The sequence below is a fragment of the Nonlabens sp. SCSIO 43208 genome (genome assembly GCF_050703575.1).
In the GTDB taxonomy this organism is placed as follows: Bacteria; Bacteroidota; Bacteroidia; order Flavobacteriales; family Flavobacteriaceae; genus Nonlabens; species Nonlabens tegetincola.
Genome location: NZ_CP065365.1, coordinates 2,725,167 through 2,750,927, shown reverse-complemented (window position 1 = coordinate 2,750,927; position 25,761 = coordinate 2,725,167). Strand labels below are relative to the sequence as shown.

At 34.2% G+C, this 25,761-nt stretch carries 27 protein-coding genes and 2 tRNA genes; 9 read left to right on the top strand and 20 right to left on the bottom strand.

Annotation, left to right across the window (positions count from 1 at the left end):
* Nucleotides 1–4 precede the first annotated feature (4 nt).
* Genes I5168_RS12705 through I5168_RS12670 form a run of 8 tightly spaced genes read right to left on the bottom strand, consistent with a single transcriptional unit; the run spans nt 5 to nt 7,242 of the window.
* Nucleotides 5–553 (bottom strand): toll/interleukin-1 receptor domain-containing protein, encoded by a 549-nt coding sequence (locus tag I5168_RS12705; protein WP_431472019.1) that lies wholly within the window; start codon nt 551–553, stop codon nt 5–7.
* Between the two features lie 2 nt (nt 554–555).
* Nucleotides 556–1,092, bottom strand: a complete 537-nt coding sequence (locus tag I5168_RS12700; RefSeq protein ID WP_431472018.1) for a TIR domain-containing protein — start codon at nt 1,090–1,092, stop codon at nt 556–558.
* Between the two features lie 4 nt (nt 1,093–1,096).
* A complete protein-coding gene (locus tag I5168_RS12695; protein WP_431472017.1) occupies nt 1,097–2,341 on the bottom strand; it encodes a restriction endonuclease subunit S in 1,245 nt (414 codons plus the stop codon).
* Complete coding sequence (locus tag I5168_RS12690) at nt 2,341–3,615, bottom strand: phospholipase D family protein (RefSeq protein ID WP_431472016.1); 1,275 nt, start codon at nt 3,613–3,615, stop codon at nt 2,341–2,343. Before I5168_RS12690 ends, I5168_RS12695 begins: the two co-directional genes overlap by 1 nt.
* A 35-nt stretch (nt 3,616–3,650) precedes the next feature.
* Nucleotides 3,651–4,070 carry a hypothetical protein gene (locus tag I5168_RS12685; protein ID WP_431472015.1) on the bottom strand — a complete coding sequence of 140 codons (420 nt, stop codon included), beginning with the start codon at nt 4,068–4,070 and terminating at the stop codon, nt 3,651–3,653.
* A gap of 55 nt (nt 4,071–4,125) precedes the next feature.
* Nucleotides 4,126–5,136 (bottom strand): virulence RhuM family protein, encoded by a 1,011-nt coding sequence (locus I5168_RS12680; RefSeq protein WP_431472014.1) that lies wholly within the window; start codon nt 5,134–5,136, stop codon nt 4,126–4,128.
* Nucleotides 5,137–5,138: 2 nt separating this feature from the next.
* Complete coding sequence (locus I5168_RS12675; RefSeq protein WP_431472013.1) at nt 5,139–6,653, bottom strand: type I restriction-modification system subunit M; 1,515 nt, start codon at nt 6,651–6,653, stop codon at nt 5,139–5,141.
* 1 nt (nt 6,654) lies between these two features.
* Entirely contained in the window at nt 6,655–7,242 is a 588-nt protein-coding gene (locus tag I5168_RS12670) for a restriction endonuclease subunit S (protein WP_431472012.1), read from the bottom strand.
* A gap of 144 nt (nt 7,243–7,386) precedes the next feature.
* On the opposite strand from I5168_RS12670, the gene I5168_RS12665 reads away from it, so the two are divergent.
* Entirely contained in the window at nt 7,387–7,716 is a 330-nt protein-coding gene (locus I5168_RS12665) for a phosphotyrosine protein phosphatase (protein ID WP_431472011.1), read from the top strand.
* 17 nt (nt 7,717–7,733) lie between these two features.
* On the opposite strand, the gene I5168_RS12660 is transcribed toward I5168_RS12665, so the two are convergent.
* The 6 genes from I5168_RS12660 to I5168_RS12635 form a co-directional block, all read right to left on the bottom strand.
* Complete coding sequence (locus I5168_RS12660) at nt 7,734–8,417, bottom strand: ATPase (RefSeq protein ID WP_431472010.1); 684 nt, start codon at nt 8,415–8,417, stop codon at nt 7,734–7,736.
* Nucleotides 8,414–9,196, bottom strand: coding sequence for a hypothetical protein (locus I5168_RS12655; protein WP_431472009.1), 783 nt, complete (start codon nt 9,194–9,196; stop codon nt 8,414–8,416). The genes I5168_RS12660 and I5168_RS12655 overlap by 4 nt, the downstream gene beginning before the upstream one ends.
* Nucleotides 9,197–9,205: 9 nt before the next feature.
* Nucleotides 9,206–9,478, bottom strand: coding sequence for a helix-turn-helix domain-containing protein (locus tag I5168_RS12650; protein ID WP_431472008.1), 273 nt, complete (start codon nt 9,476–9,478; stop codon nt 9,206–9,208).
* A gap of 181 nt (nt 9,479–9,659) precedes the next feature.
* Nucleotides 9,660–10,514 carry an RteC domain-containing protein gene (locus tag I5168_RS12645; protein WP_431472007.1) on the bottom strand — a complete coding sequence of 285 codons (855 nt, stop codon included), beginning with the start codon at nt 10,512–10,514 and terminating at the stop codon, nt 9,660–9,662.
* An 87-nt stretch (nt 10,515–10,601) separates the two neighbouring features.
* The gene (locus tag I5168_RS12640) at nt 10,602–11,873 is read right to left on the bottom strand and encodes a site-specific integrase (RefSeq protein WP_431472006.1); all 1,272 of its coding nucleotides are present in this window, start codon (nt 11,871–11,873) and stop codon (nt 10,602–10,604) included.
* A gap of 232 nt (nt 11,874–12,105) precedes the next feature.
* Nucleotides 12,106–12,179, bottom strand: a tRNA-Arg gene (locus tag I5168_RS12635).
* A gap of 117 nt (nt 12,180–12,296) precedes the next feature.
* On the opposite strand from I5168_RS12635, the gene I5168_RS12630 reads away from it, so the two are divergent.
* The gene (locus tag I5168_RS12630; protein WP_105018639.1) at nt 12,297–12,815 is read left to right on the top strand and encodes an adenine phosphoribosyltransferase; all 519 of its coding nucleotides are present in this window, start codon (nt 12,297–12,299) and stop codon (nt 12,813–12,815) included.
* 53 nt (nt 12,816–12,868) lie between these two features.
* On the opposite strand, the gene I5168_RS12625 is transcribed toward I5168_RS12630, so the two are convergent.
* The 4 genes from I5168_RS12625 to I5168_RS12610 form a co-directional block, all read right to left on the bottom strand.
* Nucleotides 12,869–13,708, bottom strand: coding sequence for a M57 family metalloprotease (locus I5168_RS12625; protein WP_105018640.1), 840 nt, complete (start codon nt 13,706–13,708; stop codon nt 12,869–12,871).
* 364 nt (nt 13,709–14,072) lie between these two features.
* A tRNA-His gene (locus I5168_RS12620) sits at nt 14,073–14,148 on the bottom strand.
* Nucleotides 14,149–14,254: 106 nt separating this feature from the next.
* Complete coding sequence (gene bshB1 / locus I5168_RS12615) at nt 14,255–14,971, bottom strand: bacillithiol biosynthesis deacetylase BshB1 (RefSeq protein ID WP_105018943.1); 717 nt, start codon at nt 14,969–14,971, stop codon at nt 14,255–14,257.
* 8 nt (nt 14,972–14,979) lie between these two features.
* Nucleotides 14,980–16,125: a trans-sulfuration enzyme family protein gene (locus I5168_RS12610; RefSeq protein WP_042278473.1), complete on the bottom strand. Its 1,146-nt coding sequence runs from the start codon at nt 16,123–16,125 to the stop codon at nt 14,980–14,982.
* Between the two features lie 86 nt (nt 16,126–16,211).
* Between I5168_RS12610 and hutI the strand changes: the two genes are divergently transcribed.
* Both hutI and I5168_RS12600 read left to right on the top strand, forming a co-directional pair.
* A complete protein-coding gene (gene hutI / locus I5168_RS12605) occupies nt 16,212–17,465 on the top strand; it encodes an imidazolonepropionase (RefSeq protein ID WP_431472005.1) in 1,254 nt (417 codons plus the stop codon).
* A gap of 2 nt (nt 17,466–17,467) precedes the next feature.
* Entirely contained in the window at nt 17,468–18,475 is a 1,008-nt protein-coding gene (locus tag I5168_RS12600; RefSeq protein WP_431472004.1) for a formimidoylglutamase, read from the top strand.
* Here the strand turns inward: I5168_RS12600 and I5168_RS12595 are convergent.
* On the bottom strand, nt 18,449–20,242 hold the full coding sequence (locus tag I5168_RS12595) for a cytochrome-c peroxidase (protein ID WP_431472003.1): 1,794 nt from the start codon (nt 20,240–20,242) through the stop codon (nt 18,449–18,451). The genes I5168_RS12600 and I5168_RS12595 overlap by 27 nt on opposite strands.
* Before the next feature lie 41 nt (nt 20,243–20,283).
* Complete coding sequence (locus I5168_RS12590) at nt 20,284–21,750, bottom strand: alkaline phosphatase PhoX (RefSeq protein WP_431472002.1); 1,467 nt, start codon at nt 21,748–21,750, stop codon at nt 20,284–20,286.
* Nucleotides 21,751–21,912: 162 nt separating this feature from the next.
* Between I5168_RS12590 and I5168_RS12585 the strand changes: the two genes are divergently transcribed.
* From I5168_RS12585 to rpmH, 5 genes are all read left to right on the top strand, one after another.
* Nucleotides 21,913–22,695, top strand: coding sequence for an MBL fold metallo-hydrolase (locus I5168_RS12585; protein WP_431472001.1), 783 nt, complete (start codon nt 21,913–21,915; stop codon nt 22,693–22,695).
* Between the two features lie 223 nt (nt 22,696–22,918).
* Entirely contained in the window at nt 22,919–23,773 is an 855-nt protein-coding gene (locus tag I5168_RS12580; RefSeq protein WP_431472000.1) for a hypothetical protein, read from the top strand.
* A 105-nt stretch (nt 23,774–23,878) separates the two neighbouring features.
* On the top strand, nt 23,879–24,541 hold the full coding sequence (locus tag I5168_RS12575; RefSeq protein ID WP_431471999.1) for a hypothetical protein: 663 nt from the start codon (nt 23,879–23,881) through the stop codon (nt 24,539–24,541).
* Complete coding sequence (locus I5168_RS12570; protein ID WP_431471998.1) at nt 24,542–25,354, top strand: hypothetical protein; 813 nt, start codon at nt 24,542–24,544, stop codon at nt 25,352–25,354.
* 168 nt (nt 25,355–25,522) lie between these two features.
* Nucleotides 25,523–25,687 (top strand): 50S ribosomal protein L34, encoded by a 165-nt coding sequence (gene rpmH, locus I5168_RS12565; RefSeq protein ID WP_042278158.1) that lies wholly within the window; start codon nt 25,523–25,525, stop codon nt 25,685–25,687.
* Nucleotides 25,688–25,761: the final 74 nt, after the last annotated feature.

The following is a 25,761-nucleotide window of genomic DNA, read 5'->3' as shown; positions in this document are numbered from 1 at the left end:
TCTTTTATAATTCCCAGTCTAAAACACTATCCAACGAATGCATAGTATTGGAATGTGCTTTTATATAACCATAAGACTCTAGGACCGGTTGAGGTCTACCTAAAATTCTTGCTAAATAAGTGTTTAATGATTTTGTTCCTCTTACGACAGGTACGGTTTTTATATACTCAGGTAGAGATGCGTTAGAAATACCTTTAAGAGTTAGTGCACCAATAGTTGTTTTATCATAACCATATCCTATTTCCCAAGGAACCCATTTTGAGTATATAGTACTTGGTGAAATAATACATAACATATGAGAACTGTTATTAATCCCTTTTTTAATACAACGTACTACACCAGCTGGATTATTAGTTTGAACTTGATGTTTTAAATCATAATCATATTCATCTAAATAGACGTCTATACCAGCTTTCATAATATAAGTTGCTATTTTTTTGCAATATTCAAGGTCACTTTTGTGATGACTTATGAAAATACATTTCTTACCTATAGATAGGTTTATTTTAGCTTTACTCTCATTGAGGCTGTGCGCTCTGTTAATACCTAACATAATTATATTTTAAATCCTAAAAAGTTGAACGCATTTCTATCTAATCTTTCTAGATTATTGACTATCTCGTGATTAGCATTGTCTCGTTTCCAAATTGCATAGTTGATTTTACTTTCTAAATCACGTTGAACATTTTTCCATCTCATTGAGACTGCGTAACCTGAATCAATATTAGCTTGTAAACGGTCTGGAACAGAATGATTCGCTACTGGTAAGTACACTGCTAGCAATCCTTTGGGTCTGAATGAACGTTTAGGGTTTTTACTGTTTTTATAGCCTCTAAGAGATGCCCATAATTCCCAGTCTATCCATTTTCTATGACCTGTTCTTTCTCCTATAAGGACAATTGTAACTGAACAAGAGCGCATTTTATCTCTTATAACCTTATAAATTTGTTCTTCAGAATAGTGAGAGATATCATTTTTTAATGAATAATCTGCTACTTTCATCCCACGTTTTATTTGACGCAGTTCTTCAACATATTGCTGATCATAATCGTGATGATAACTCACAAAGAAATTTCTTGTTTGTTTAGCCATAGTCCTAAATTTTAACCCTTTTCTCACCAGTTAACAACTGCTGCATTAAACCTTGTTTTTGTTTTTTTAAATGCTCAACTTTTTCCTTTAAGATGTCAATTTCTTTGTCTTTGGAAGAAAGTACATCTGCTATTTTCTTTTGTTCATCTACGGTTGGGAGCATAACTCTAAATCTTCTAATAGCCTTTGTGTCTAAGAAAGGTTGTGCATTTCCTGTAAACAACCCTAGCTGTTGTCTTAAAATCATATCTGATTTTAAATAATAGATTAGAAACTCTTTCATTATTTTTTTATTAACTCTAATTCTAGGCGCATTATAGGAAAAAACAAGTCCAGAGAACTCCTTTGGGACCTCAAAACTAATACCAGCTGTTGCTCCTGTTCCGGCTATTAATAAATCACCTTCTTTCAAAACAAATCTTTCTGTTGCTTCAGTTTTTAAAATATACTTAGAGTCACTACTCAAGAAGTCGGTAATTCTTATTAATCTAATAGCATTTTTATGTTCCTGATTGACGTAGGTAATATATTGTGAGCCTGCGCCTCTTTTGACTTCAGCTAGTTCACCAAGTTTCACCTCTTCCCACTCCTCAGTAAACCCATCAAAACGCTTCTTACCAGTAAGTAGCTCCTGCATAAGTCCTTTTTTAAGCTCTTGTTTTTGGGCAATGAGTTGTTCTTGTGCAGCGATAGCTTTGTCCCAAGTGTTGAGGATGTTGGCTATTTTTTGTTGTTCTGGTAGTGGTGGGATACGTAAAGGGCAATCAAGAACTTGTTGTTTTCTTAGATTAGTCTGTTTAACCCCATCATCAAATTTTAAATAATATCTATTTCTATTCAAACTATAAAATAAATACTTACTATCTATTCCCTTCGTTGTTAACCCACCAATACGTTGGTTTAGAGTGTATTTATTACTTTCATTAACATAAAAACACTTAGCTATCGCTCTACCATTTGGAATATCACTCATAACTATAGCAATATTGTCTTTTTCTAATGGAACTAATTGGGAATTAGTTTTTTTAAATACAAGTCCTTCTGTAGAGACAAACTTTGAATTTACTAGATAAAAATCACCATCCTCATCAATAAGTTTTTCGTGTCCTTTACCGTTTTTAAATCTAGCAACATCTTCAAGCTTTAAGATTTTCCACTCCTCAGGAATCCATCCTAATTTGGTTTTTTTGTAGCCTGGTTTTGTTTGTTCTTTCGCGAAAGCGGTATTGTTTATAGCTGTATTGTTCATTAAAATGTGTGCTTAAAAAGTTGGTATAGAGGATATAGTTTTTCAAAGTCATTCATTATCGTGGTAACAATATTGTTGTCTGAAATTGCTCTGTCATCAGGTCTATATATACGTCCAATCCTGAAATAATAAATTTTAGGGTTGTCTTGCAACGTGAATTCTTTAAGATCTGTCGCATCTGTAAAATCGGTTACAGGTACTTCTTCATCTGCAATGGTTATTGTAAATGATTTATCAAGCTCTTTAATTAGTTGATAATATTGTTTTGTGAAATCAGGATTGCTTTTAAGTTGTTTTTTAATGTAGTCTCTATCTGGATAACTACCATCGTTTTTTCCCACACGCAGTTCTACCCATAAATAGTCTTTAAGAATTAAAATCTCTAAACGCATATGGTATAGTGATGTCATATTATCTCCATACTGGTTTTTATATTCTTCAAGTTCTTCCTCACTGCGACCGTAATGCAGCCAAATAGCATTAAGGCTGCTAGATGCACGCTCGTTATGTCTAAAAGAAGATGTAAGGTGTTGTGACTGGTGGTGCGCATATATTTCCCAACCCTTTTTATTTATTAATGGGTAGATGCGATTGTGTAATTCTTCTAATTTATTACGTACTTCTAGTCGTTCTTTAATAGGGCCAGGCTCGTCTAAGATTGGTTTGGGTGCTGTAAAAGCGTCATAATGCTTAAACGTAAAAAACTGGCCTGTAAAATCGTAATCTTTTAATGCTACCGCTCCTTTAGTTACACCAGTAGCCTTTTTAAATTGCTTTGTAAGTGATTGTAATTGCTTTTCTTTATCTCTACGTTCTGTATAAAACAGTTTATAGTCATTGAGCCATTCTTGAGTGAGTATGGTGCCTAAGTTGTAATAAGTTTCGTACCAATTTAATAAATCATCTACTGTATCTTCATCTTCAATTTTTAAACTCATTTCTATATTAGCATTTAAACCGCCTTTAGTACAGTTGCCAGAACCTACAAACGCCGTCCACTCTTCATCAATTCTAAATAAGTACACTTTAGGATGAAAGAAATGATTTTTTACATCATAAATTTTAGTTGCAACTTTATTATCTATTAGTTTTTGCAATGCACTAGGTTGTGTAGGTAAATCGTACCCTACCAGTATTTCCAAAGCACAGTCTTCATCTCTATCATCAAATAAGGATAGGCCATAGTCTGTTATCATCGCTACAGCGATGCAAATTTCATCTGCTTTACGGATGAATTTTTTAAACTCTGTTTCTAGTTTTAGTACTTTGGTCATTCTGTTTTAAGTTTAAATGTTTTTAAAGCATCTATTTAGTTAGATAGGTATTGCTCATAATACTCTTGTGTATCATTTGAAAGTTTATGATAATAAGCTGCAGCATCTGGTGGAGATAACTCTTGCATTCTAACAGTGTCTATTTTATAAATAGCGTCGTCTACAGTTACAAGATGAACATCTGTAGTTTTGCGTTTTGGATCAAAGTGTAAAACGATACGTGGTTGCATTGCGATTTCCTCTAGTTGTATATGAGAAGCATCAATGAAGATTGCTACAACGGATTTAGGATTGATGTTCGCTATATCTGTTAACAATCTCTCTTTGTAATCTTCAGCAATGTTTATTGCGTAATTAGGTATAAAGACTCTTACATTATTATACTTAGGGTTGTTTGCGTATAGTTGTGCAATCAATCCTGCCATTTCTAATGTATAATTCCAAACTTCATTCATATTCTTTATAATTTAAGCTTTCGTGAAAGCGGTGTTATCTGTAACTGCTTTCATATTATTTTTTCTTTTTAATTTTCTCAGCTAGAGCTTTTAATTCCTCAAGTTCCTTACGGTCTGCTTCTTCAGCAGCTTCTTTTTTGCGCAGCTTATCATAAGTTACATAGTGCATACGTACTTTTTTCTCCATTGCTTTGTGTGATATTTTTCCTGGTGATTTAAGCACAGGAAATTCATTGAAAGCAATGAGCTTGTCCAGATTGTTTTGCCAGTAAGACATTGTAAGGTCTTGCTGGTTTTTTACACGTAATTCTGCTTGTTCTAAGAAGATAACTACGAGTCTGTTAAGGCTGTCTAACTCATCTGCAACTAGGTAATTTTTTGCAGTAGTGATATCTTGTTTGCGCACCACATTACCTTTCCAGTTAGTCAATCCCATATTGGGCTTACGTGCATCTGCTCTAGCAACAATAAGCTCTGCAGCTGTCTGTCGTGTTACTGCAAAAAGTAGTTTGTTTTGTGCTTCGGCAAAAAACATTTGTGTTGCCTTGTCTGTAGGGTCGTAATCGCTACTTAAACTAAAAAGGTCACGTACTTTTTGGTAAAAGCGTTTTTCACTTGCACGTATATCACGTATACGCTCTAGTAACTCATCAAAATAATCTGGGCGACCATCAGGATTTTTAAGACGCTCGTCGTCTATAATAAAACCTTTGCGCATATATTCGGTAAGGTTACGTGTAGCCCATTGTCTAAACTGTACACCACGTTTGCTACGTACACGATATCCTATAGCAAGAATCATTTCTAGTGCGTAGAATGACACCTCATACTCTTTACCATCTGATGCAGTTGTTAAGTAATCCTTAATAACTGAATTAGGGTTTAACTCCTTGTCTTTCAGTATGCTTTTGATATGCATACTGATATTAGGAACAGAGGTGTCAAAAATTTCTGCTAGCTGTTTTTGATTGAGCCACACGGTATCATCACGTTCAAATAAAGCTACTGATGCTTTACCATCTGAACTGGTGTAAATGATGATGTTATTTTGTTCGTTATTTTCCATTTTTAATACCCTAGTTCTTTTAAATGCTTGTTCATTTCTGCACGTACTTCTACGAGCTGGGCTTCTAGTTGTTCAATGTTTTTTTGAACCTCTGCAATATCTACAGGTTCTTCCTCTTCAAAAGTGTCTACATAGCGCGGTATGTTTAAGTTGTAATCATTCTCTGCGACTTCGGCAGGAGATACCACAGCACTGTATTTGTCTACGGTAGCAAACTCTTTATAAGTATTTACAATTTTCTCAATATCCTGCTTACGTAGTACATTTTGCTTTTTACCGTCATCAAATTCTTTACTCGCATCTATAAATAAGATGTCCTTAGTTGCTTTTGCTTTATTAAAGATGAGAATGGCAGCCGGTATACCTGTACCATAAAATAGATTAGTAGGTAATCCTATAACCGCTTCCAATAGATTTTCTTCTATAAGCTTCTTGCGTATTTTTTGTTCTGCGCTTCCGCGAAAGAGTACGCCGTGTGGTACAATAACACCTACTTTACCCGTAGGTAGGGTGGTTTCTATCATATGCAGGATAAAGGCATAGTCTCCTTTAGATTTAGGAGGTACACCACGCATAAAACGCTTGTAGCGATCAGCCTCTGCGTTTTCGTGTCCCCATTTATCTAAACTAAAAGGAGGATTTGCTACCACAATATCAAACTTCATTAAGGCATCGCCTTCTAGCAGTTTAGGGTTATTTATGGTGTCGCACCACTCAATTTGTGCAGCATCCATACTATGCAAGAAACAGTTCATCTTACTTAGTGCCCAGGTATCACCATTACTCTCCTGACCATATACTGCAAAATCATTAGATGGGTTGCCATCTTTATCTTTAGTTTCTTCAGCTACTTTAATAAGTAGTGATCCAGAACCACAAGTAGGATCAAATATTCTATTTCCTTCTTGCGGAGCTACTAATTTTGCTAATAGGCTTGATACTTCTTTAGGCGTAAAAAATTCACCTCCTTTTTTACCAGCTCCAGAAGCAAATTTTTCTAGCAGGTACATATAGGCTTCACCTAAAATATCTTGTTTACCTTCCCATTGTGATGGGCGGAAATCGAGTTCTGGCTTTGCAAAATCGTTAATTAGATTTTTTAAACGACGGTTACGGTCTTTAGTTTGACCTAGCTTATCAGAGTTGAAACTGATGTTTCTAAAAACACCATCGAGTTTTTCAATATTTGCCTCCTCAATTTTTGCAAAGATGGTGTCAATTTTTTCACCTATATCTGTATCGTTTCTATGCTCGTAGATATAATCAAAGGTGCAGTTGTTTGGTAATACAAATCGCTCTCTTCTTAGTTTACGTTGTATAAGTTCGTCATCATCACCATAGCGTTCTTTTAGTTCATTATAGTGATCTTTCCAGACATCACTTAGGTATTTAATAAACATAAAAACGAGGATGTAGTTTTTGTATTCTGACGAATCAAAAGCACCTCTAAAAGTGTCGCAGGCATTCCATAATGCTGCATTTATTTGCTCTTGTGTGGGTTTTGTTTGGTTTGACATTTTATAGTGCGTTTAATAATTGAGTGGTTGTTAATTGATTTTTTAATGCAATGATTTTATGGCTTAATGCTAGTTCCTTATTATGTAAACTGGCTACTTGAGCTATTTTATGTTGTGTTTCTAATGATGGTAGAGCAATAGGTGCTTCTTCTAAAATAGGTTTACTAATACTTTTAGTGTAGGTTCCTGTCTCATTAGATTTAAAATAATTTTGCACCTCAGTTTGATTTAGGTACCAGGCTATGTAAAAAGGATTAGCTAACCTGGTGTCAACTTTGAGAACAAACAGCGCAGATGAAGCTATAGTAGGAGTGTCATCAATTTCTTCAAAAACTAGTGAAAAATTGTTAGTTCCCTTTGCTATGAATAATACATCGCCGTTTTCAAGAAAGTATTTATCTTTTATTTTTTCTCGCTCCACAAGAGTGCAGTCTTGTCCAATTACGGTATAGTCATTTTCAAAATCTTTAAGCTGTATCACACGAACACCTCCATTGTGAATATGCTGAATTTTACCTCTAAAGGAATATCCAGAAGACAAGCCTTTATAGCTTAGAATAGATTTTAATGACACAATTTTACTCCGCATAATTTATGTTGCATAATTATTATGATGCAAATATATGTAAAATTTATGGTTTATGCAAATTTATTTACGCATAATTGCTATGATGCATTTTAAATTATAGTGTTTTGCAGTGATATGTTTAGTTTTGGTATATTAGCTATTACTATGAAAATCTTATTTGTTTGTTCGGTAAATAAACAGCGGTCAAAGACTGCAGAGGACTATTTTGCTGAAAAATATCAAGCATACAAATTTTTAAGTGCCGGTACTAATCTTAGGATTTGTAAGAGAGAAGGTACTACGGAGCTGACTGAAGATTTGTTGCAATGGGCTGATACGGTTTATGTAATGGAGCAGAAACATCTTAATCAAATCCAAAAACATACTGGGTCTAAATATTACTCAAAGATTAGAGTGTTAGATATTCCAGATGTTTTTAAGTATTATGATAAAGAATTGATTCGATTGCTAGAGGATAAGTTGAACTTTTCTTGATTTGTGTAATTTAAATTTTAGATTCTTTTGTCTTTGCTTTTTGCTGAAAAGCTAATAAGATTAAATTGCTCGCGCATTCTAGAGCGAACACGCTCTCCATAACGTTCTTCAATTTCTACAGCATTAAGATTTGTTGTTATATGAGTTAAGATGTCTTTTTGTTTAAAAACCTCATATCTTGATATGAGAATTTCGCCCATTACATTACAGTCTTTACCGTAATGTCTGCCAATGTGCTCAACGCCTAAATCATCAAAACAGTATGCTTTATTATCGCTATAATCTTCAATCATTTTGAACCCTATACCATTAAAACCAAAAACGATATTGCGACACGGAATAAACTTGTAAGTTTTTTTATGAGGAACAAGATGAGGTAATAGACGCATCAGCGTCGTTTTGCCACAGCCTACTGGACCAGATAAGAGTATGCCTTTTTTAGTGTCAATATTTAGTTTCTTACAATACTCGTGATCTTGAATGAAGTAGCTTGCAAGCTTAAGTAATAACTCGTGATCCTCTTTGTAGATTTTGAAATTCTTGCCAAAGCATAATTTCCCTTTTGCATCTAGGTAGTTAAGTATCTTAGGAAAATCATAATTGATGGCTTTGCCATTAAAACTACCTAATTCAAACTGTGTGGCGCCTTCAATAAGTATGTGTGGTGCCTTTGGATTAAATATTGTTTCTGATTGCTTCATAGCGGTTGATTATAATCTTTGTTTCTAACTGTGTGTAGGTTGTCTCTGATTTGGGACTGCTGTTTGTTATTTGTTTTCGCATCTCGACTGCGCTCGATATGACCTGCTCGAACTGATATTTCCATATGTTTGAGCATCCAATTTTTAGCGGAAGCGTGCCAATTTTCCATTTTTATTTTACCACCTATTTTCCAGCCATTAGCTTGATAGTGGTTGTAGAATTTTTGTGCTTCTAATTGAGGCCAGTTTTCTTTTTTGAAAAAATCTAAAACTTCTAATTCGTTTTTTGGAAGCTCCAGTTTATAACTGTTTTCTATTTGTTTATACTGTTTATTAGAAGGTACCAGTGCTTGTCCTTGATTTGGCACACCTAAGTCTAGAGCTTGTCTCGCAACTTGTTCCATTTGTTGTCCTGAATATGGTACAGTTGAATTTTGATGAGAATGAGCGTCTTCATTTATGAGATTCCCGCTTTCGCGGGAACTAAAGTTGAGCATCTTGATTACAGAACCTTTAAACGGATTGTGAGATGGTAAATAAATGAGATATTTGTAGTAGTGCAATTGTTTGGTGCATCTATGATAGGTTGATTTTGAACCTATTTTAGACAATTGCATTACATCTTCTCGGTTTACGTGGAAGCTTTCGCGAAAGCGATTATGGTTCCATATTTGAAAGAATGCTAAATATAGACTAATGTGTGTAGGGTTGAGTCTGGTATCTTTTTGGAACAAAGCAAATACCGCGTTGAGGTGTTTGATGTAATTAACGTCTGCCATTGTTTCATTTTAAGAAGCAACTTTGTTTTCTTGAAGAATACGAAGTATTTCTTCATACTCGTATAGAATAATACCACCAATTTTTGTGTAAGGCAGTGTACCGTTGATTCTTAAGTTCTGTAATGTTCCGGGACTGATTTGGAGCATTTCCATCACCTCTGCAGATTTGAGGTATTTTTTGATAGTTGTTGGAGCTTTTTCTTGTAGAAGTTTTTTGAGTTCTCCAAGAAGTTCTAGTTTAAAATCGTAAAGATCGTCTGTGGTAAGAATTGATGTTGGCATTTGTAAAACTGTTTTAAAAAGCAAAGTCATCCGGTTAATTGGATACAGATGACTTTGCATTGATTTGACTTTCGTTTTACAAAGCTGGTAAGATTTATAATTTTTTATTCGGTATGTGTTCGGTACTACCGAGATAATTTAACATTTATGACGTTGTAAAAAATGAGCATTTATTTTGAGTTCACTTAGCATTGTCAAGGTCTATGCGTTTTTCTAGACTGCGTTTTAAATGGTCTAAAAATTTTGTGGTGTCTTTCTCACGATTCTTAATTTCGGCATAGGTTTTATAGAAATTGTTTAGGTTTAAATCAAATAGTGTCGCGCAGACTTCGGCCATTTTGCTTAATTCAGCTTGTCCGTTTCTGATAGCTCCTGCACTATGTAGTGCATAAATAATTTCTACTAAATCAGTTTTAGAAGCTGTCCAGGACAAGCCATTTAAAATGGCTGGACTGACTTCTTCAATAATTATGTTGTCTTTCTTTTTGTTGAGGTATTCTAATTCAAGATCGTAGTAGTTGGAGAGTAAATCATAACCAATTACTTGCGCAGCAAGATTGTCGTGACTGGTAGAAAATTCTGGATCTGTAAAATAATGAGAAGTATCTACGGGAAAGTCTATGTTGTCTTTACCACGAACAAAATATATATGGTCTAGTGTGTTATTGCATTGCCTGGTATACTGGAAGAATTCAAGATTTCGCATTTTATGTTTTTCTAGTTTGTCTATTGCAGAATGAACATATTTAATTTGTTTAGTAATACTCGCGTTAGGTTTTTCAGAAATAAATCGTCTAACTTTTGAAAAGAATTTTATACGTCCATTGATAAACGGTTTATCATATTTGAAAAAAGATATTTCTTCTTCTTGAGTGAAGAAGTTATCCTTGGTCCTTAATTGTTTTCTTAATTTATTTAATGTCTGTACAGAAAGGTTAAGACCGTCGTTAAGAACAGATAGATTTCTCAGGTTAGATTCTTCTATCTTAATGATTTCTTTTTTGTAACGTTCAATGATTTGGGAAATGTGTTGCATAGGTTGGATTTAAAATTTATCCATTAAGCTATACAACACATTTAAAATTTCAAAATAGGAGTGAGGGAAGCGGGTTCTTGTAAAAACTTAACTGCTTGCTTTTGAGTTTTTTGCAACTGTGCTATCTTTTGATTTATTGAGTAAAACGTTTTTTAAGGCATTCATATCTGCACTTACTTTATTTTCAAGTACACGAGCATAAATTTGAGTTGTTGCGATTTTTGAATGACCTAAAAGTTTGGAAACCGTTTCGATGGGAACGCCGTTAGAAAGCGTTACAGTCGTTGCAAATGTATGTCGTGCCATATGAAAGGTTAGATTCTTATTAATACCTACAAAATTGGCTACTTCTTTAAGAAACATATTGAGTTTTTCGTTTGTGAGTACTGGAAGTAATGAATTATTAACTGCTGTTACCGGATGATCTTTGTATTTATTTACGATATCTAAAGCTTGCCCTAATAGAGGTACTTTGACTGTTGTATTGGTTTTCTGTCTTTTGGTCATTATCCAATTACCTCCGTCTATACCTAAGACTAAATGATTGGGTGTTAAGTTCATTATATCTACATAGCTAATACCAGTGTAGGAGCTAAAAACGAATAGGTCGCGAACACGATCTAATCGTTCAGAAATGAAAACCTTGTTTTCGAGTTTTTTTAATTCTTGCTCTGATAGAAATTCTCTGTTTGTTTTATCGTAAGTCATTTTCCATCTAACAAAAGGGTCTTTATCTATCCATTCTAAGTGATAAGCCAGCGTAACAACTTTTCTGAGTCTTTGTATGTGCTTCATTCTTGTATTGTTGCTTAATGCTTTTGGGTGGCCAGTTGGCCAAACTTCTGACAGAAACAATTCAAAATGACTTAAGAATTCAAAATTGAGTTGGTTGAGGTAAATGTCTGTTGTGTTTCTTTTTTGCTCCAGAAACTTAAATACGTAGTTTTCTGTAATGCCAAAATTTCTTATGGAACCAGAAGCAAGTGTGTTTGCAATTTTTTTACTGTGATACTCAAAAATATTTTTAAGTGTTTTTCCTTTGTTGTCAGCTTCGCCTGTGTATTGTGCTTTAATAAGTTGAGCCGTAATGAGTTCTCCTTTAAATTTAAGGTCCTGGTAAATCTGGAAGAGTTGTGTGTAAATCTGATCTAAATACTGATTAGCGTTTTGAGCTTGGTGCGAATTACCTCTTAGTTTTTTCTTTTTTGGATCCCAAAGATTTTGAGGTACCCGTCTTTTTAAACTAATATTTGCTCTTTTTTTATCTACAGTTATTCTAGCGTAGATTAATACTTCGCCATTGATAGCGTTCTTTTGGTCTGCCCAAAAGAGAATTGAAAATGTGTGTGTTGACCGCATAGTTGTCGTCTTTAGATTAAACAAATCGTCTTGACGAAAGTCAAATCAACTATAGCAATACATTCAGCGCTTTTTGTGAAAGCGTCAGTTGAACTGACACTTTGAAAATTAACTGACGGATAACTGACATATTAAAGCAAATCATATCATTTTAAATGTTGCTCTAAAAACCAGAAAACCACGTAATTCATAAGAATTACGTGGTTTTGATAAGAGTTTAAGCTCTTTAAAGTGACCTCGACAGGATTCAAACCTGTAACCTTCTGAGCCGTAATCAGATGCGCTATTCAGTTGCGCCACGAGGCCTTTATAGCTGCTTAATGAAAACATGTTTCTCACAAAGCGGTTGCAAATATACTATCATTTTTTAAATATTGAAATAACTTTAATTAAAAAGTTTATTCAGTTTTTTAATTTTGATCTATGACTGAAAAAGAATTAAAAGCAATTGTAGTTGATGTCCCAGATTTTCCTAAACAAGGAATCATTTTTAAAGATATCTCTGGTTTATTAAGTACTAATGAAATCAGAAGTGGTGTCGTAGATAAATTAACCCAACCTTATCAGGGTAAAAGGATTGATGTAGTTGCTGGTATAGAATCAAGAGGATTTTTATTTGGAATGTTGCTTGCGCAAAAGTTGAAGGCCAAATTTATTATGATACGTAAAGCTGGAAAACTTCCTGGACCAATACTGAAAACAAGCTATGAGCTAGAATACGGAACAGATTCATTAGAAATTCAGGAGAAATCGATTAAAGAGGATGATGTAGTTTTACTTCATGATGATGTTTTGGCCACAGGAGGAACCGCTGCGGCTGCTATATCGTTGTTAAAGGAGGCAGGAGCAAGTAAGGTGTATGCTAATTTTGTACTTGAACTAGGCTTTTTAAATGGGAGAAAACAGTTTTCTGAATCGACACACTCTATTTTAAAATACTAATCAAAAAAAGCCCGAAGTTATTCTTCGGGCTTTTCTTCCAAAAAAAATCTAACTTAATACATTGCCTGTAGGGCAGTGATGTCGTTATTATTAAACTCTCCACCTGTACTTCCAGAAAAACATGCATTCATAAGGCTAGTAGGATCCCAACCAGTTGGAGTACCAGCTAAATGAACGGCTCCATCAGAACCTGCAGACTCTCCAGATTGATTACAAGATTGTCTAGAAAACCAATCACTGTGGCGGAAACCTATAGAGTGGCCCATTTCATGACAAATCACATGTTCATTCACATTAGTCGAAAAGTTTTCTAAATTATAGATTTGACACCATTTGTAAGGACGCCCATTAGAAGGAAATCCAGCTACACCACCAGATCCAGAATTAGAAAAGGAAGTATCGTAAACTACCATATCGGCACTATTAGTGTCAGTTCCAAAAGTCAATCTAAAATTTAAACTTACTCCACTTAAACGATTATAATTCGCTACAGCCCATCTTAATCCAGTCTGTGCCTTAGAAGATAATCCATATTGATTATTACCAGTGTAACCTAGTATATCAATTGTAGTGTTTGAACTGCTAACTAGATTAAAAGTTCTGTATTGCTTTTCAAGATCTCCTTCTCGTTCAAGCGCAAAGAACTCATCTTCACTTAAAGCAATATCATCTTGAAGAAAAACACGTTCAATTGAAGTGTTATCAGGTAGAAGAAAGTCTTTTAATTCTACGTCTTCTACTTTATAACCAAGTTTAACAGCATGATCTTGTATAGCTTTTAATCTAGGATTGTCTAAATTTTCTTCTCGTGACTCATCCGAGGAACAAGAAGTAATTAAAAGACCTACTAATGCAAATCCAATCATTGATAATTTGATAAGGGATTTTTTCATTTTTAAAAAATTTAAAGGTTAATGCCTTAAAACTAGAAGATTAAATCCTTAGCAACAAAATACGTTTTTTACATAAAATTCATGATTCAATATATAAAATTATGATATTCAAATACTTAAATCTGATGTAGGACTATTTTTACATTTTATATTTTCGATTAAGTGCATCATAATATTAAAATTATCATTTGTTAATCGATACGGCACGATAATTGATTTTAATCTTAATGTTTAACGTTTTAGCGATAAAACATCACAGTGATAGTGTAAAGAAATTAAAATATTGGAAGTCCAATGATAAATTATTAGGAACGCACGATAAGTATAGAAATAAAAAAAAGCCTTAGAATATCTAAGGCTTTTTGGGTGGAAGACCGGTTTCGAACCGGCGACCTCCGGAACCACAATCCGGCGCTCTAACCAGCTGAGCTACAACCACCATATCAATGTGAGTTTTTTAACGTGGTGCTCAAGATATCTCAACCACGACTTTTAAAGCGGTGCAAATTTATAACATTTAAAAATTATACTCGCTATTTTTTTTAATTATTTTAAATCAAATAAACTATTTATTGCAGGATATCGTTCGACTGTATATCCTTCGGCATAATTGCTTCCCGTTAATCGACCTAAATTTGCTGCCCTATACTTTATACTTTGTAAGAAGTTTTCCGAATTAATAGGGGTTTTAGGACCTTCATCACCAGCTTTATAAAACTGCGATTCATAAGCCATTACTGCTTCTAATTTTTGATCTATAAACCCTGAAATATCTACAACAAAATCTGGTTCGATATCTTTCCATTGTATATAATGATAAACGTGATTAGGTCGCCAGTGGTCTTGTTTTTTTCCATTTAAAAAGGTTTCAATCCTTAATAAACCGGATAAAAAACAGCTCACACTTGCAAGGTTGGAACCCTTTGCGTGATCTGGATGACGATCGTCGATAGCATTACATAAAACGATTTCTGGTCTATATTTTCTTATTACCCTTACGATTTCCATTTGATGATGTTCATCGTTAGTAAAAAAGCCGTCTTTAAATCCTAGATTTTCTCTTACATCTAGATTCATAACTTTAGCGGCATTTGCAGCTTCTTTATCTCTTATATCTGCACTACCTCGTGAACCTAATTCACCACGAGTAAGATCAAGCACACCAATTTTTTTTCCTAATGACTTCTCTTTGATTAATGTACCAGAACAACTTAATTCTACATCATCAGGATGAGCACCTATGGCAAGTATATCTAATTTAATTGGCTCCATTATTTTGTGCTTTTCTCCATCGCTTGTTCGATGTCGTTAATTAACAAATCTACTTCCTCAATACCTACAGATAACCTAAGCAAGTCATCACTTATTCCTTGCTCAGCTCTTTGTTCTGGTGTCAACAAACTATGTGATGTTAAACTAGGGGCTAGGATAGTACTTTCAACTCCTGCAAGACTTAATGCTGGCTGAATTAAGTTTAGTGCTTCTAAAAATTTATCCGTTTTTACAGAACTTTTGAGCTCAAAAGAAAGCATACCACCATAACCCTTCATTTGATTTGTTGCAATTTCGTAATCAGGATGTGATGGCAATCCAGGATAGTTCACTTTTCTAATTAACGGATGTAATTCTAAAAACTTAGCCAGTTTTTTTGCATTTTTCGATTGCTTTTTGACTCTTAATCCTAGAGTTTTTATACTACGATCTAGCATCCACGCGGTTTGATCGCTTATGCTGCCTCCATAATTTTTAGCTGTATTCCACACACGATCAATATCCTGTTGTGAACCACTTACCGTTCCTGCTGTTATGTCGCTGTGTCCACCTAAATACTTGGTAGCACTGTGAATTATAATATCAATCCCAAAATCTGCTGGTGTTTGATTAACAGGTGAGGCAAAGGTGTTGTCGATTACAGATTTTAATTTGTTCGCTTTCGCGAAAGCGGAAACAACTTCAAGATCAACAAGCTCTAGTAAAGGATTACTAGGTGTTTCTACATAAATCATTTTAGTATTCGGTCGAAGAGCTTTTTGAAGGTTTTCTTCATTAATACGTTCAACCATGGTAAATTCAATACCCGTATTTTTAAATTCGGCAGCGGCAAAATGTGCTGTTCCACCGTAAATAGCCCTTTGTAAAATGATGTGGTCACCAGTTTTCAAAAAGCTCATGAAAACAGCACTTATGGCAGCCATACCACTCGCTAAAATGAGTCCGGCCTCTGTATTTTCTAATGCAGCCATCTTTTCACCCAATGCAACTTGATTAGGTGTATTCATGTAACGAGGATATAAATTAGTGCCAGGATTGCGGTAATCGTAGGCTGTAGATAGGTACAATGGAGCGGTAGCACCACCGTATTTGTCATCTCTTAATTGCCCAGAATGAACGCACAGGTAATTAATATTTTTTTTCATAGAGCGAATGTAAGAACTGTCTATCACATCTTCTCACAATTACCTGCAAAAACATACCTTTACCTGATTACAAAATTCAATTATAAATGACCACTGTTTACACTAATATTAAAGAACTTTTTCAAATACGTGACGCATCCATCAAAAGAGTAATAGGCAGTCAAATGAAAGAATGTCCCAGCATTAAGAATGCTTTTATCAAAATAAAAGATGGTGTAATAGAGGATTTTGGAAAAATGAGTGATCTAGTTGTTGTTGAAAACCAGGATCAAATAGTCGATGTACAAAATACTATAGTAACTCCTGGATATGTTGATAGTCATACTCACCTTGTTTTTGCAGCTACAAGAGAAAAGGAATTTGAGGACAGAATCAACGGATTAACCTATGAACAAATTGCTGCTCGTGGTGGAGGAATTTTAAATAGTGCTGCCAGATTGCAAGACATGAGCGAAGATGAATTGTACGAACAAGCATTAATAAGACTTAAAGAGGTAATAAAAACAGGAACAACATCTATTGAGATTAAAAGTGGATACGGATTATCCATGGAAGGCGAGTTAAAAATGCTTAGAGTCATTAAACGTCTTAAGGAAACAGAGCTATCACCTGGAGTATTTATGTCTATCAAAGCTACTTTTCTAGGAGCTCATGCGGTGCCATTGAAGTATAAAGACAATAAACAAGACTATGTAGATTTTATCATTGCAGAAATGCTACCTAAAGTAGCCTCTGAAAATCTCGCAGATTATATCGATGTCTTTTGTGAAAAAAATTACTTTTCAGTTTCACAAATGGTCCAAATTTTAGAAGCTGGAGCAAAATACGGTTTAAAAGCAAAGGTCCATGTAAATCAGTTTAATGTATTGGGAGCTATCAAAAAAGCGGTAGAACATAATGCTATAAGTGTAGATCACCTCGAGGTTCTAGAAGATGAAGACTTAGAATCACTGAGTAATTCAAAAACAATTGCTACGGCTTTACCTAGTTGCAGTTTTTTCTTAGGATTAGATTATACACCTGTTCATGATTTAATGGATAAAGATATTGCGGTTGCACTAGCTAGTGACTATAATCCAGGCAGTACACCATCGGGAAATTTGAATTTTGTTTTCTCCTTAGCTTGTATTAAAATGAAAATGACACCGCAACAAGCTTTTAATGCGCTAACTATTAACGCTGCCGCAGCTGTAGAGCTTGATGAATCAGTAGGAAGTATAACCAAAGGAAAAAGAGCCGACTTATTATTCTTTAAAAATATTGATAATCTAGCTGGAATTCCTTATAATTTTGGAACATCACAAATTGATAAAGTGATGATTTCTGGAACTTTTATGTAGGTATGAATTACGTTAAATTTATTGACAAATCGGCTCAGAAGCAATTTGTAAATCACCGATCCCAAATTGATAATTCTAAAGAAAGGGAAGACGCCTCTGTTGTTTATGCAGAAAAAATAACCTTTCTTAATAGTAATGCAGAATTAGTTCGTTGTCAAGAAAAATATGTCTTACTAGGAGTACCAGAGGATATCGGTGTAAGAGCAAATTTTGGTAGAGTAGGAGCTAGTGAAGCTTGGGATTCATTTTTACCGATTTTTCTTTCTACTCAAATTAATAGATATCGCTCAATAGATAATATTGCTGTATTAGGAACTATAAAGACCGAGGATCAAATGGATTTTTGTGAAGGTCTTTATTCCTATCATCCAGATGATCGTTTGATTTTAAGTAAATGTGTACAAGAAATAGATAAACGAGTAGAACAGGTCATAAGTCAAATCGTTCAATTAGGAAAAATCCCTATAGTAATAGGTGGCGGTCATAATAATGCATACCCTTTATTAAAAGCAACAGCTGTAGACCATGCAATTGATGTAGTGAATATTGACGCACATACTGATTTGCGACCAGCAATAGGAAGACACAGCGGTAACGGGTTTTCTCACGCACTTAAAGTCGGAGCAATCGGCAGGTATCATGCAATAGGATTACAACCTAGTGCTCTTACTACTCAAATGCAAGAACTCATAGATCATGATTTGAGAATTTCGGCAGATTTTATAACAGATAGAATAGACTTTACTCAAAGAGTAGAACAGGTGTTTGATAAAATTAAACTGGAACACTTTGCTCTTGAAATTGATATGGACGTAGTAAAAGACTTTCCAAGTAGCGCACAATCTCCTGTAGGTTTTTCATTTCAAGAATTAATAGATATAGTTACCGAAATAGTCAAAAAAGGACAGCCTCGCTATATTCATATATGCGAGGCTGCTCCTGTTTATGGTTATAAAAATCAAGTAGGAAAGGCGCTTTCCTATTTAGTAAATACTTTGATCAACATTTGATTCGTATCGTTGATCTGTTAGGGTTTTTAGAAAATTTATGAGATCAGTTTGCTCTTGTTTAGTAAGGTCTAATGGATCTGGTGGCAAGGTTTGATATTCTTGATCAGTTATTCCAATACCATAACCACCACCACGATTATAAAAATCAATTACTTGCTCAAGTGTGCTGTAAACTCCGTTGTGCATGTACGGTGATGTGATTTCAACATTGCGCAAACTTGGAGTTTTAAAAAAGTGTTTTCTAGATTCAGTTTGATAAACCTCATACACACCTAGGTCTTCATCAATTGTAGCGTTTGTGTTTTCAATTGTTGCAGGAGTTCCCAAATGTTCAATTTCGGTTTCAGTAAAATCAGGCGGAATAGTTCCATTAAAAACTGGGGCAAAATGACAAGTTGCACATTGTGCTTTACCCATGAACAAATTAAAACCATTAATTTCTGACGAAGTTAAGCTTGATTCTTCTCCTCGTAGATTTCTATCCCATTTTGAATCCCAGCTATTCAAGCTACGTAAATAGTCTGCTATGGATCTTCTTACAGTTGATTCATTTAAAGGTTGATCAGGATAAAGGGTGGTAATTGATTTTAAATAATCTTCATTCTGCTTTACCACTTGTAATAGTTTAGAAACATCAGTGTGAAATTCTGTTTCATTTTCAACTACATTAATAATTTGTCCTTCTAGACTTCCAGATCTCTTATCATAGAAAAAATTATTTTGATAAGCTACATAGGTTAGGCTAGGGCTATTTCGTTTTTGATCCTTACTTTTTGCAAGTCCGTCTGTAAATGCTAGTTTATCTACATGACATGTAGCACAGCTTATTGCTCCGTTACTTGAAAACCCTTTCTCATTGAATAGTTTTTTTCCTAGCTCAATTTTTTCTTGTGTAAGTGTGTCTACTCGGTATCCTGCAAAATGATCTAGATTGAGTAGTTCGTTAGAAAATAGAGCTTCTGCTTCATTAGATACCGCCATTTCTAGTGGAAAATGAATGGTTAGTTCTTTAACGGTTTGTGCCCATAATTTAAGCATGGGATCACTATGATTTCTAATGTAATGATAGCGATCAAAAGAAGAAAATGAATGTTTTTTTAAGTAGTTGTTATTTGCCGTAAATGCGTTTTCCCATTCTTTAGCTAGAGATTCATTAGGGTGTTTGGATAACACTAGATTGATTAGGTATTCCGCTTTCGCGAAAGCGGAAACAGCATCCTCTAAACTGTTTTGTAAAGCTGGACTGTCATACCCAGTAATTCCTGTGGTTGTTGTACGTAGGATTTGATTACGGACCATCCATAATACATGATAGGTTTGATAGTGAGAAAAATCGGCATTGCGAGCAAGTGCATCCATTTTATTACTCATGTGATGAGCAGTTTTTTGAGCAAGTATGAGGTCGGGATTTTCACCGAAAATGTTTTCCTCTAAAGATTGAAAACTTAAAGGATTAAGTTCCTTGATATCTGTAGCATCTTCCTCTTCTACCTTAAGTATATTCGGAGCGTTCAAACTAGCATAAACTTGTTTATCATGAAATGATAGAACGGGCTCAAGAGATTTGAAATTTTGTCTAGAAACTTTAAACAAATCCCTCATTACTTTGATCTCCTTGGTCTCACTAATAGAATCTAGAAGATCACGATTTTCAATAAGTTCCTTTTTATAAGTAGACTCAAGTTCTTCCCAGTGCTTGGTAGTACTTATATGGGAATATTCTTGAGGTTGCTTACAGGCGTAATTTAAGAGAATAAGGCTTGCCATGAGGCAAGCCTTTAAAATATTATTTATAATACGTAACATGATTATTGTTCTAATCCTGTAATTACATACAACATACTACCTTCTTTACGGCTGTTTGCAACATCTATAACCGCAGTAGGATCAGAGAAGGCACTACCATCGGCAGGTTCCCATCCGTGATTTTGTGTAGCAACTAGGAAAGAACCTGGTAGGCCAGTTTGCATAGAGATATCAATCATTCCTGTTATTTCCCAAATGCTATTTTCAGTTCCTACTCCTGCAGCAGCAGCAGCAACTTGGTCACATTCAAGAACTGTTTTTACAGTACCGTTGTTTAGGTCGTATTGATACATTCTTGCATAGTGTTGTCTTGCAGGATCGTCAAAGTATCCATTAGGATCTTCTTGAATGTATGCATAGTTTTCTGTAACAAGAATATTATCTGGACTATGGAATCCCCATGCTTTTCCATTAACCTTATCACCATCTAACACACAAGTAATAGTAGCAGGTCCTGTAGGATCATTCTCATTAAGTACTACTTTGTACACACGACCGTATCTAGTTCCTTTTCCTATCAAACCTGGTTTGTCTCTACCAGTTACGGCTATATAAACTTCTCTTTGATTAGCTGCGTTTCCTCTTCTCCAGTCGATATCTTCAAGTCTAGAGAATCCCATTACGCCTTTTTGTTTAGCCTCAGCATCTAGTAGATCAATGTTACGCTGATTAAGTTCTACAAATTCGGCTGTGTATGTTTGACCTTCTTGCATGTCCATTTCATAGTTAATACCGCTGGCAGTAACTTTAAGACCGTATAATTTACCACTGTACAGATCACCTCTATCACCTACGTACATTCCTAATTGTCCAGAAGGAATGTTATTATCAGAATGATCGTCACCAATAAAAACAACAGTTTTATCTTGATAAGCATCTTTACCTATCGCTACTGCATTTTCAGTACTCCATTGTCCCATAGCAGTTAACAATTCTGGAGTAGTGCGTGCGCTAGAAGGTTTTGTAGGTTCAGTTACGAATACACCTTTAGATGATCCACCCCATTCACCACCTGATAAATAAAGCGGTCCAAAGCCATGTTCCTCTGGAGTAATTAGTGATCCAGAACATTGAGCGGTACTTGCTGTTGCCGACTCACTTAAAATATACTCACCTTTTACAGGTTTAAAGGTATTGTCCAAGGTGATTCTAGCTATGGAGTAATCTGCTTCAATGTTATTGATAAGAGTGAAGTTATCATCGGCGCGGTTGTAAATTAATCCCATTCCATCGGCCATTGATCCGTATACGAAATTTGGAGATTCAGTCAATTGATCTTCACTAGATAGTATTGGGTATACTTTTACTGAAGAGAAGTCAGATGTTGTTTTAAGGTAATTACCGGTAACGGAGTGAGCTTTAAAATCGATGCTGTCAGCTTGCGGATTTGAAGCTTGATTATCATCGTCGTTACAAGAGACAAAAATAGCAGTTGCTAAAAGGCTAGCGGTTAGTAATTTAATTTTCATGTGTTTTAAAATTTTTAGGTTGTCAAAACTATTCACACATCGATCATGGTCAGGTTTTAAAACCGCTATTAAAATCTTAACTCCACGTAAACATTTTGCGAAAACACTTTACTTTAACTTTAACTCATTGTTACATCGATTGAAAATCAAATAAATATCAAAATGAATAAAATTATTTTAAGTTTTTTAGTTCTTGCTGTCACTCTTTCTTGTAAAGAGGAAAATAAAAAAGAAGTCATTGAGGAAGAAGTAATGGTTGAAGAACAGACTAGTTATGAACCCGAGTTGTCGATAAACCCTATATCTCATGCTACTTTTTCAATGGAATGGGATGGAACCGTATTTTACGTGGATCCTGTAGGAGGCGCACAAGCTTTTGAAGGAATGAAAAACCCGAATATTCAGCTCGTGACTGATATTCATGGTGATCACATGAATGCCGAAACCCTTAAAGCAACACAAGGAAATGCTACATTAATATCACCACAGGCAGTGGCTGATAAATTAGGAGATGATTTTGAACCTATAATTCTTAATAATGGAGAAGTAAAAACGATCCAGGACTTTACTATAACTTCAATTCCTATGTATAATCTTACGGAAGAAAGATTAAAATTTCATGAAAAGGGACGCGGTAATGGTTATGTTATTGAAAAAAACGGTTATCGAGTTTACATTTCTGGTGATACTGAGGATATTCCAGAAATGCGTAATCTTGAGAATATAAATAAAGCTATTGTTTGTATGAACTTACCATATACTATGGATATAGAGCAAGCGGCAAATGCTGTTTTACAGTTTCAACCACAAGAGGTGATTCCTTATCATTATCGCGGTACCGATGGTTATCAAGACGTAGAGAAATTCAAAAAATCTATTGAAGAGGTTAATTCCGACATCAAAGTAAGTTTGATGGAGTGGTATCCAAATAGAGATAATGGATAAGGATGCTTATAAATTAATACTTTAAAACTGCTGTATGTATTTCTTGTAATAAAGGTAACATTCAGGCTTAAGGATCTTTTCGTATTATGACTCCATTGATGCTATTGAATGTTGTGATTATTGGGATACTACAGGCGGATCTCTTATCGAGTTGGGTAATTTTGAACAGGCTGTAAAACTAAAAGTGAACTTTTGTCATATTTTGAACCTGATTAGATAAACGATGGAAAAAATGATTTTACATAGTTTAAAAAATATCTTACGCTGGATGCTCTTAGTGTATCCAGCGTTACTATTTAGTCAAGAGCAAAATTTCAAGTTTTATGATTTAAATTCTAAAACCCAACTAAAGGAATTTTATTTAGATGTTGTAAGTGAGGTAAATCACCGGATATTTTATCCTGACAATAATGGAATAGTTACAATTGATAAAAAAATTATTCAAACTAGTTCCTCTATTTATTTACATCATAATTTTAATCAGATACTTATAGAAAAGAGTCTTTTTAATAAAGAAACTATCAATATTAAAAGCCCTGAACAAATTTTGGATGAAATTGTACTTGGTGAAGAAGTACCTGTAATTGTAAATATAGGTGCCTTCAAGGGTAGCAAGCCTCCCATGACGATTACCTCTCAGCCCTTTTATGTTGGTATAAAGGTTCCTGATTCATTATCTTATTTATTGCGCGATGTTAATATACCAATTAGAAAAAAAGGAATCTGGGTTCCGGGAAGTAAAGGAGCTGTTTGCAAGGTAGATTTTTTTGTTCTTAATGAATCCACTGGATATATAAGAAAGGTGAATAACGAGAACTATCAAATTAATATTACAAGCAATCGTTCTCATGTTATTAATATTAAAATAATTGAAAGGATTCTTGTTAACTCTGGAGAAACTTTTGTAATCTGCTTGTCTCCCATAAAAGGCTCCTTTAATTTAAAAGAGGCGCCTTCAAAAAAGAATAAAAATGTCAAGAATTTCTTTGCTTCAAAAAGAAATGATTCTATTTTTTTAAAGGATGCAACTGTAGATTCTTGCCCTAAAATAAATATTAATTTAGAAGTGTTAGATTAATCTTCTTAATTAGTTTTTTTTTTCACTTTTACAAGAGTTAACTAATCAAAGCCACCGGTGGTTTAATCTCACTAACCGCTTCTTAACGAAGCATAAAATTAAACCATGAAAAAATTTAATTTATTATTTTTACTACTTTTATCAGTGGTAAGTTTTTCTTGTGAAACAGATTCAGAAGAATCATTAGAAAAAGAATCAAATCAAACCCTATCAAAATCAGGATTTGATGCAGAATCGACCTATTTTAGTATTCTATCGAACACTGAGGAAGGAATGATACAATTTGATAATCTTGATAATCCTGAAAAACAAGCTGTTTGGGTATTTAAGTATAACAGATTTATTACGGATAATATTCTAAATACAGCACAATTGGATGTTGTAAATGCTGTAAAAAATTATGTTGAATCGGTTGATTTTGACACAGAGCCAAATGCTGTCGCAGAAGCTTCATTAGAAGATCAAATACAATCTGTTTTTGATGAAGATACTTCAAGTTTTTTGTTATTAACTCTTGAAAATGGTCCTAGTGATATTAATCAAAGCGGTACCACTCAGACTGAAGGTTGCTTTTGGTGTTCGGAGGTAACTACTTCTGGACCTTGCGAAAGAGTTATTGTTAATGGTGACTTTATTGGTTTTCAAAGAACCAGTCCAGGTAGGGTCAGAAGATTCTGGATTGGATGGAGCGATACCACAATAGTAGAACCTTGCAGTGGTGAGGAATGGGCAGATGAAGGTTTTCAAGATTGGCCTAATAACTCTTAAATGAAATACAACCTATTACTAATAGTTTGCTTGTTTACGCTTAATAATATTTTAGCGCAAACAAGCAGCTTTTATTTTTATAACAGCTCTGATAGAGAGAAAATTAATTTTTACACTTTATTACTATACAATTACGGAAAGCCTTTAAAATATCTACCAGATTCAAATGGTAAAGTAGTTTTGGAGAAAAACCTAATTAATAATTCAGACTCCATATTATTATTGAATTTTCAGAATAGAATTAGAATTAAAAAGGAAAAATTTAGTCAGGAGAAGATATATTTAGATAATACCACTAGTTTAGAACAGATTGTTTTAAATGTTCGAAAAATAGAAGAATATGGAATTGATAGATCTAATTTTGTTCCTTCCGAATTAAGGCCAAATAATAGAATAGGTACGTTTTTTCCAGTCGAACATACCAACAAAAACTTAATTGGTATTAAAATTAAAATCAAAAAAGGGTTTATTCCATATACAAACATTACAAGAGCAAAACGAGAAAAAGGCGGCTTGAGAATCCAATTATACAGTTTGCGAAATGATACTTTGGTCGAACTAAAAAAAATCAATTTTTATCTTGAAGGTAAGTTTTCTAAATGGTTAACTATTCCTATAGAAGAGTTGAATTTGAGGGATTTGGATAATATAATAGTTAAAGTAAATCCAATTAGTAAACCAATTTTTGTTAAAACTGTACGCAAAAAAGAAAGTGACTCAATCAGAAATGTTATGATCATTGGTAAAAAACCTAAGATATGGAATAAGTATTCTTCAGATAATATTTTAAAAATTAAATTGATTTTGAAATAACTAATTGTACTTATGCTTACGTTTTATGATCTCGATGTTTTCCTTTAAAATAATCAAAAAAACTTTTCTTAACTATTGTACATGTATAAAATAAGATTATCTTTGCACCCGATTTAAAATGAAGGTATGGTACCTTCTTTATAATTTATTGAAACAGATTTTTGAGCTATGGCACAGAAGAGAACATATCAACCTAGTAAGAGAAAAAGAAGAAACAAACACGGTTTCCGCGAGCGTATGGCTTCAGCAAACGGTCGTAAAGTACTAGCTCGTCGTAGAGCAAAAGGACGTAAAAAATTATCTGTTTCTACTGAAAGAAGACATAAAAAATAATGATTGTTCATTATTACTTAATAAAGGCGTTAATCTTAAGGGTTAACGCCTTTTTTTATAACTTATCTTTGAAT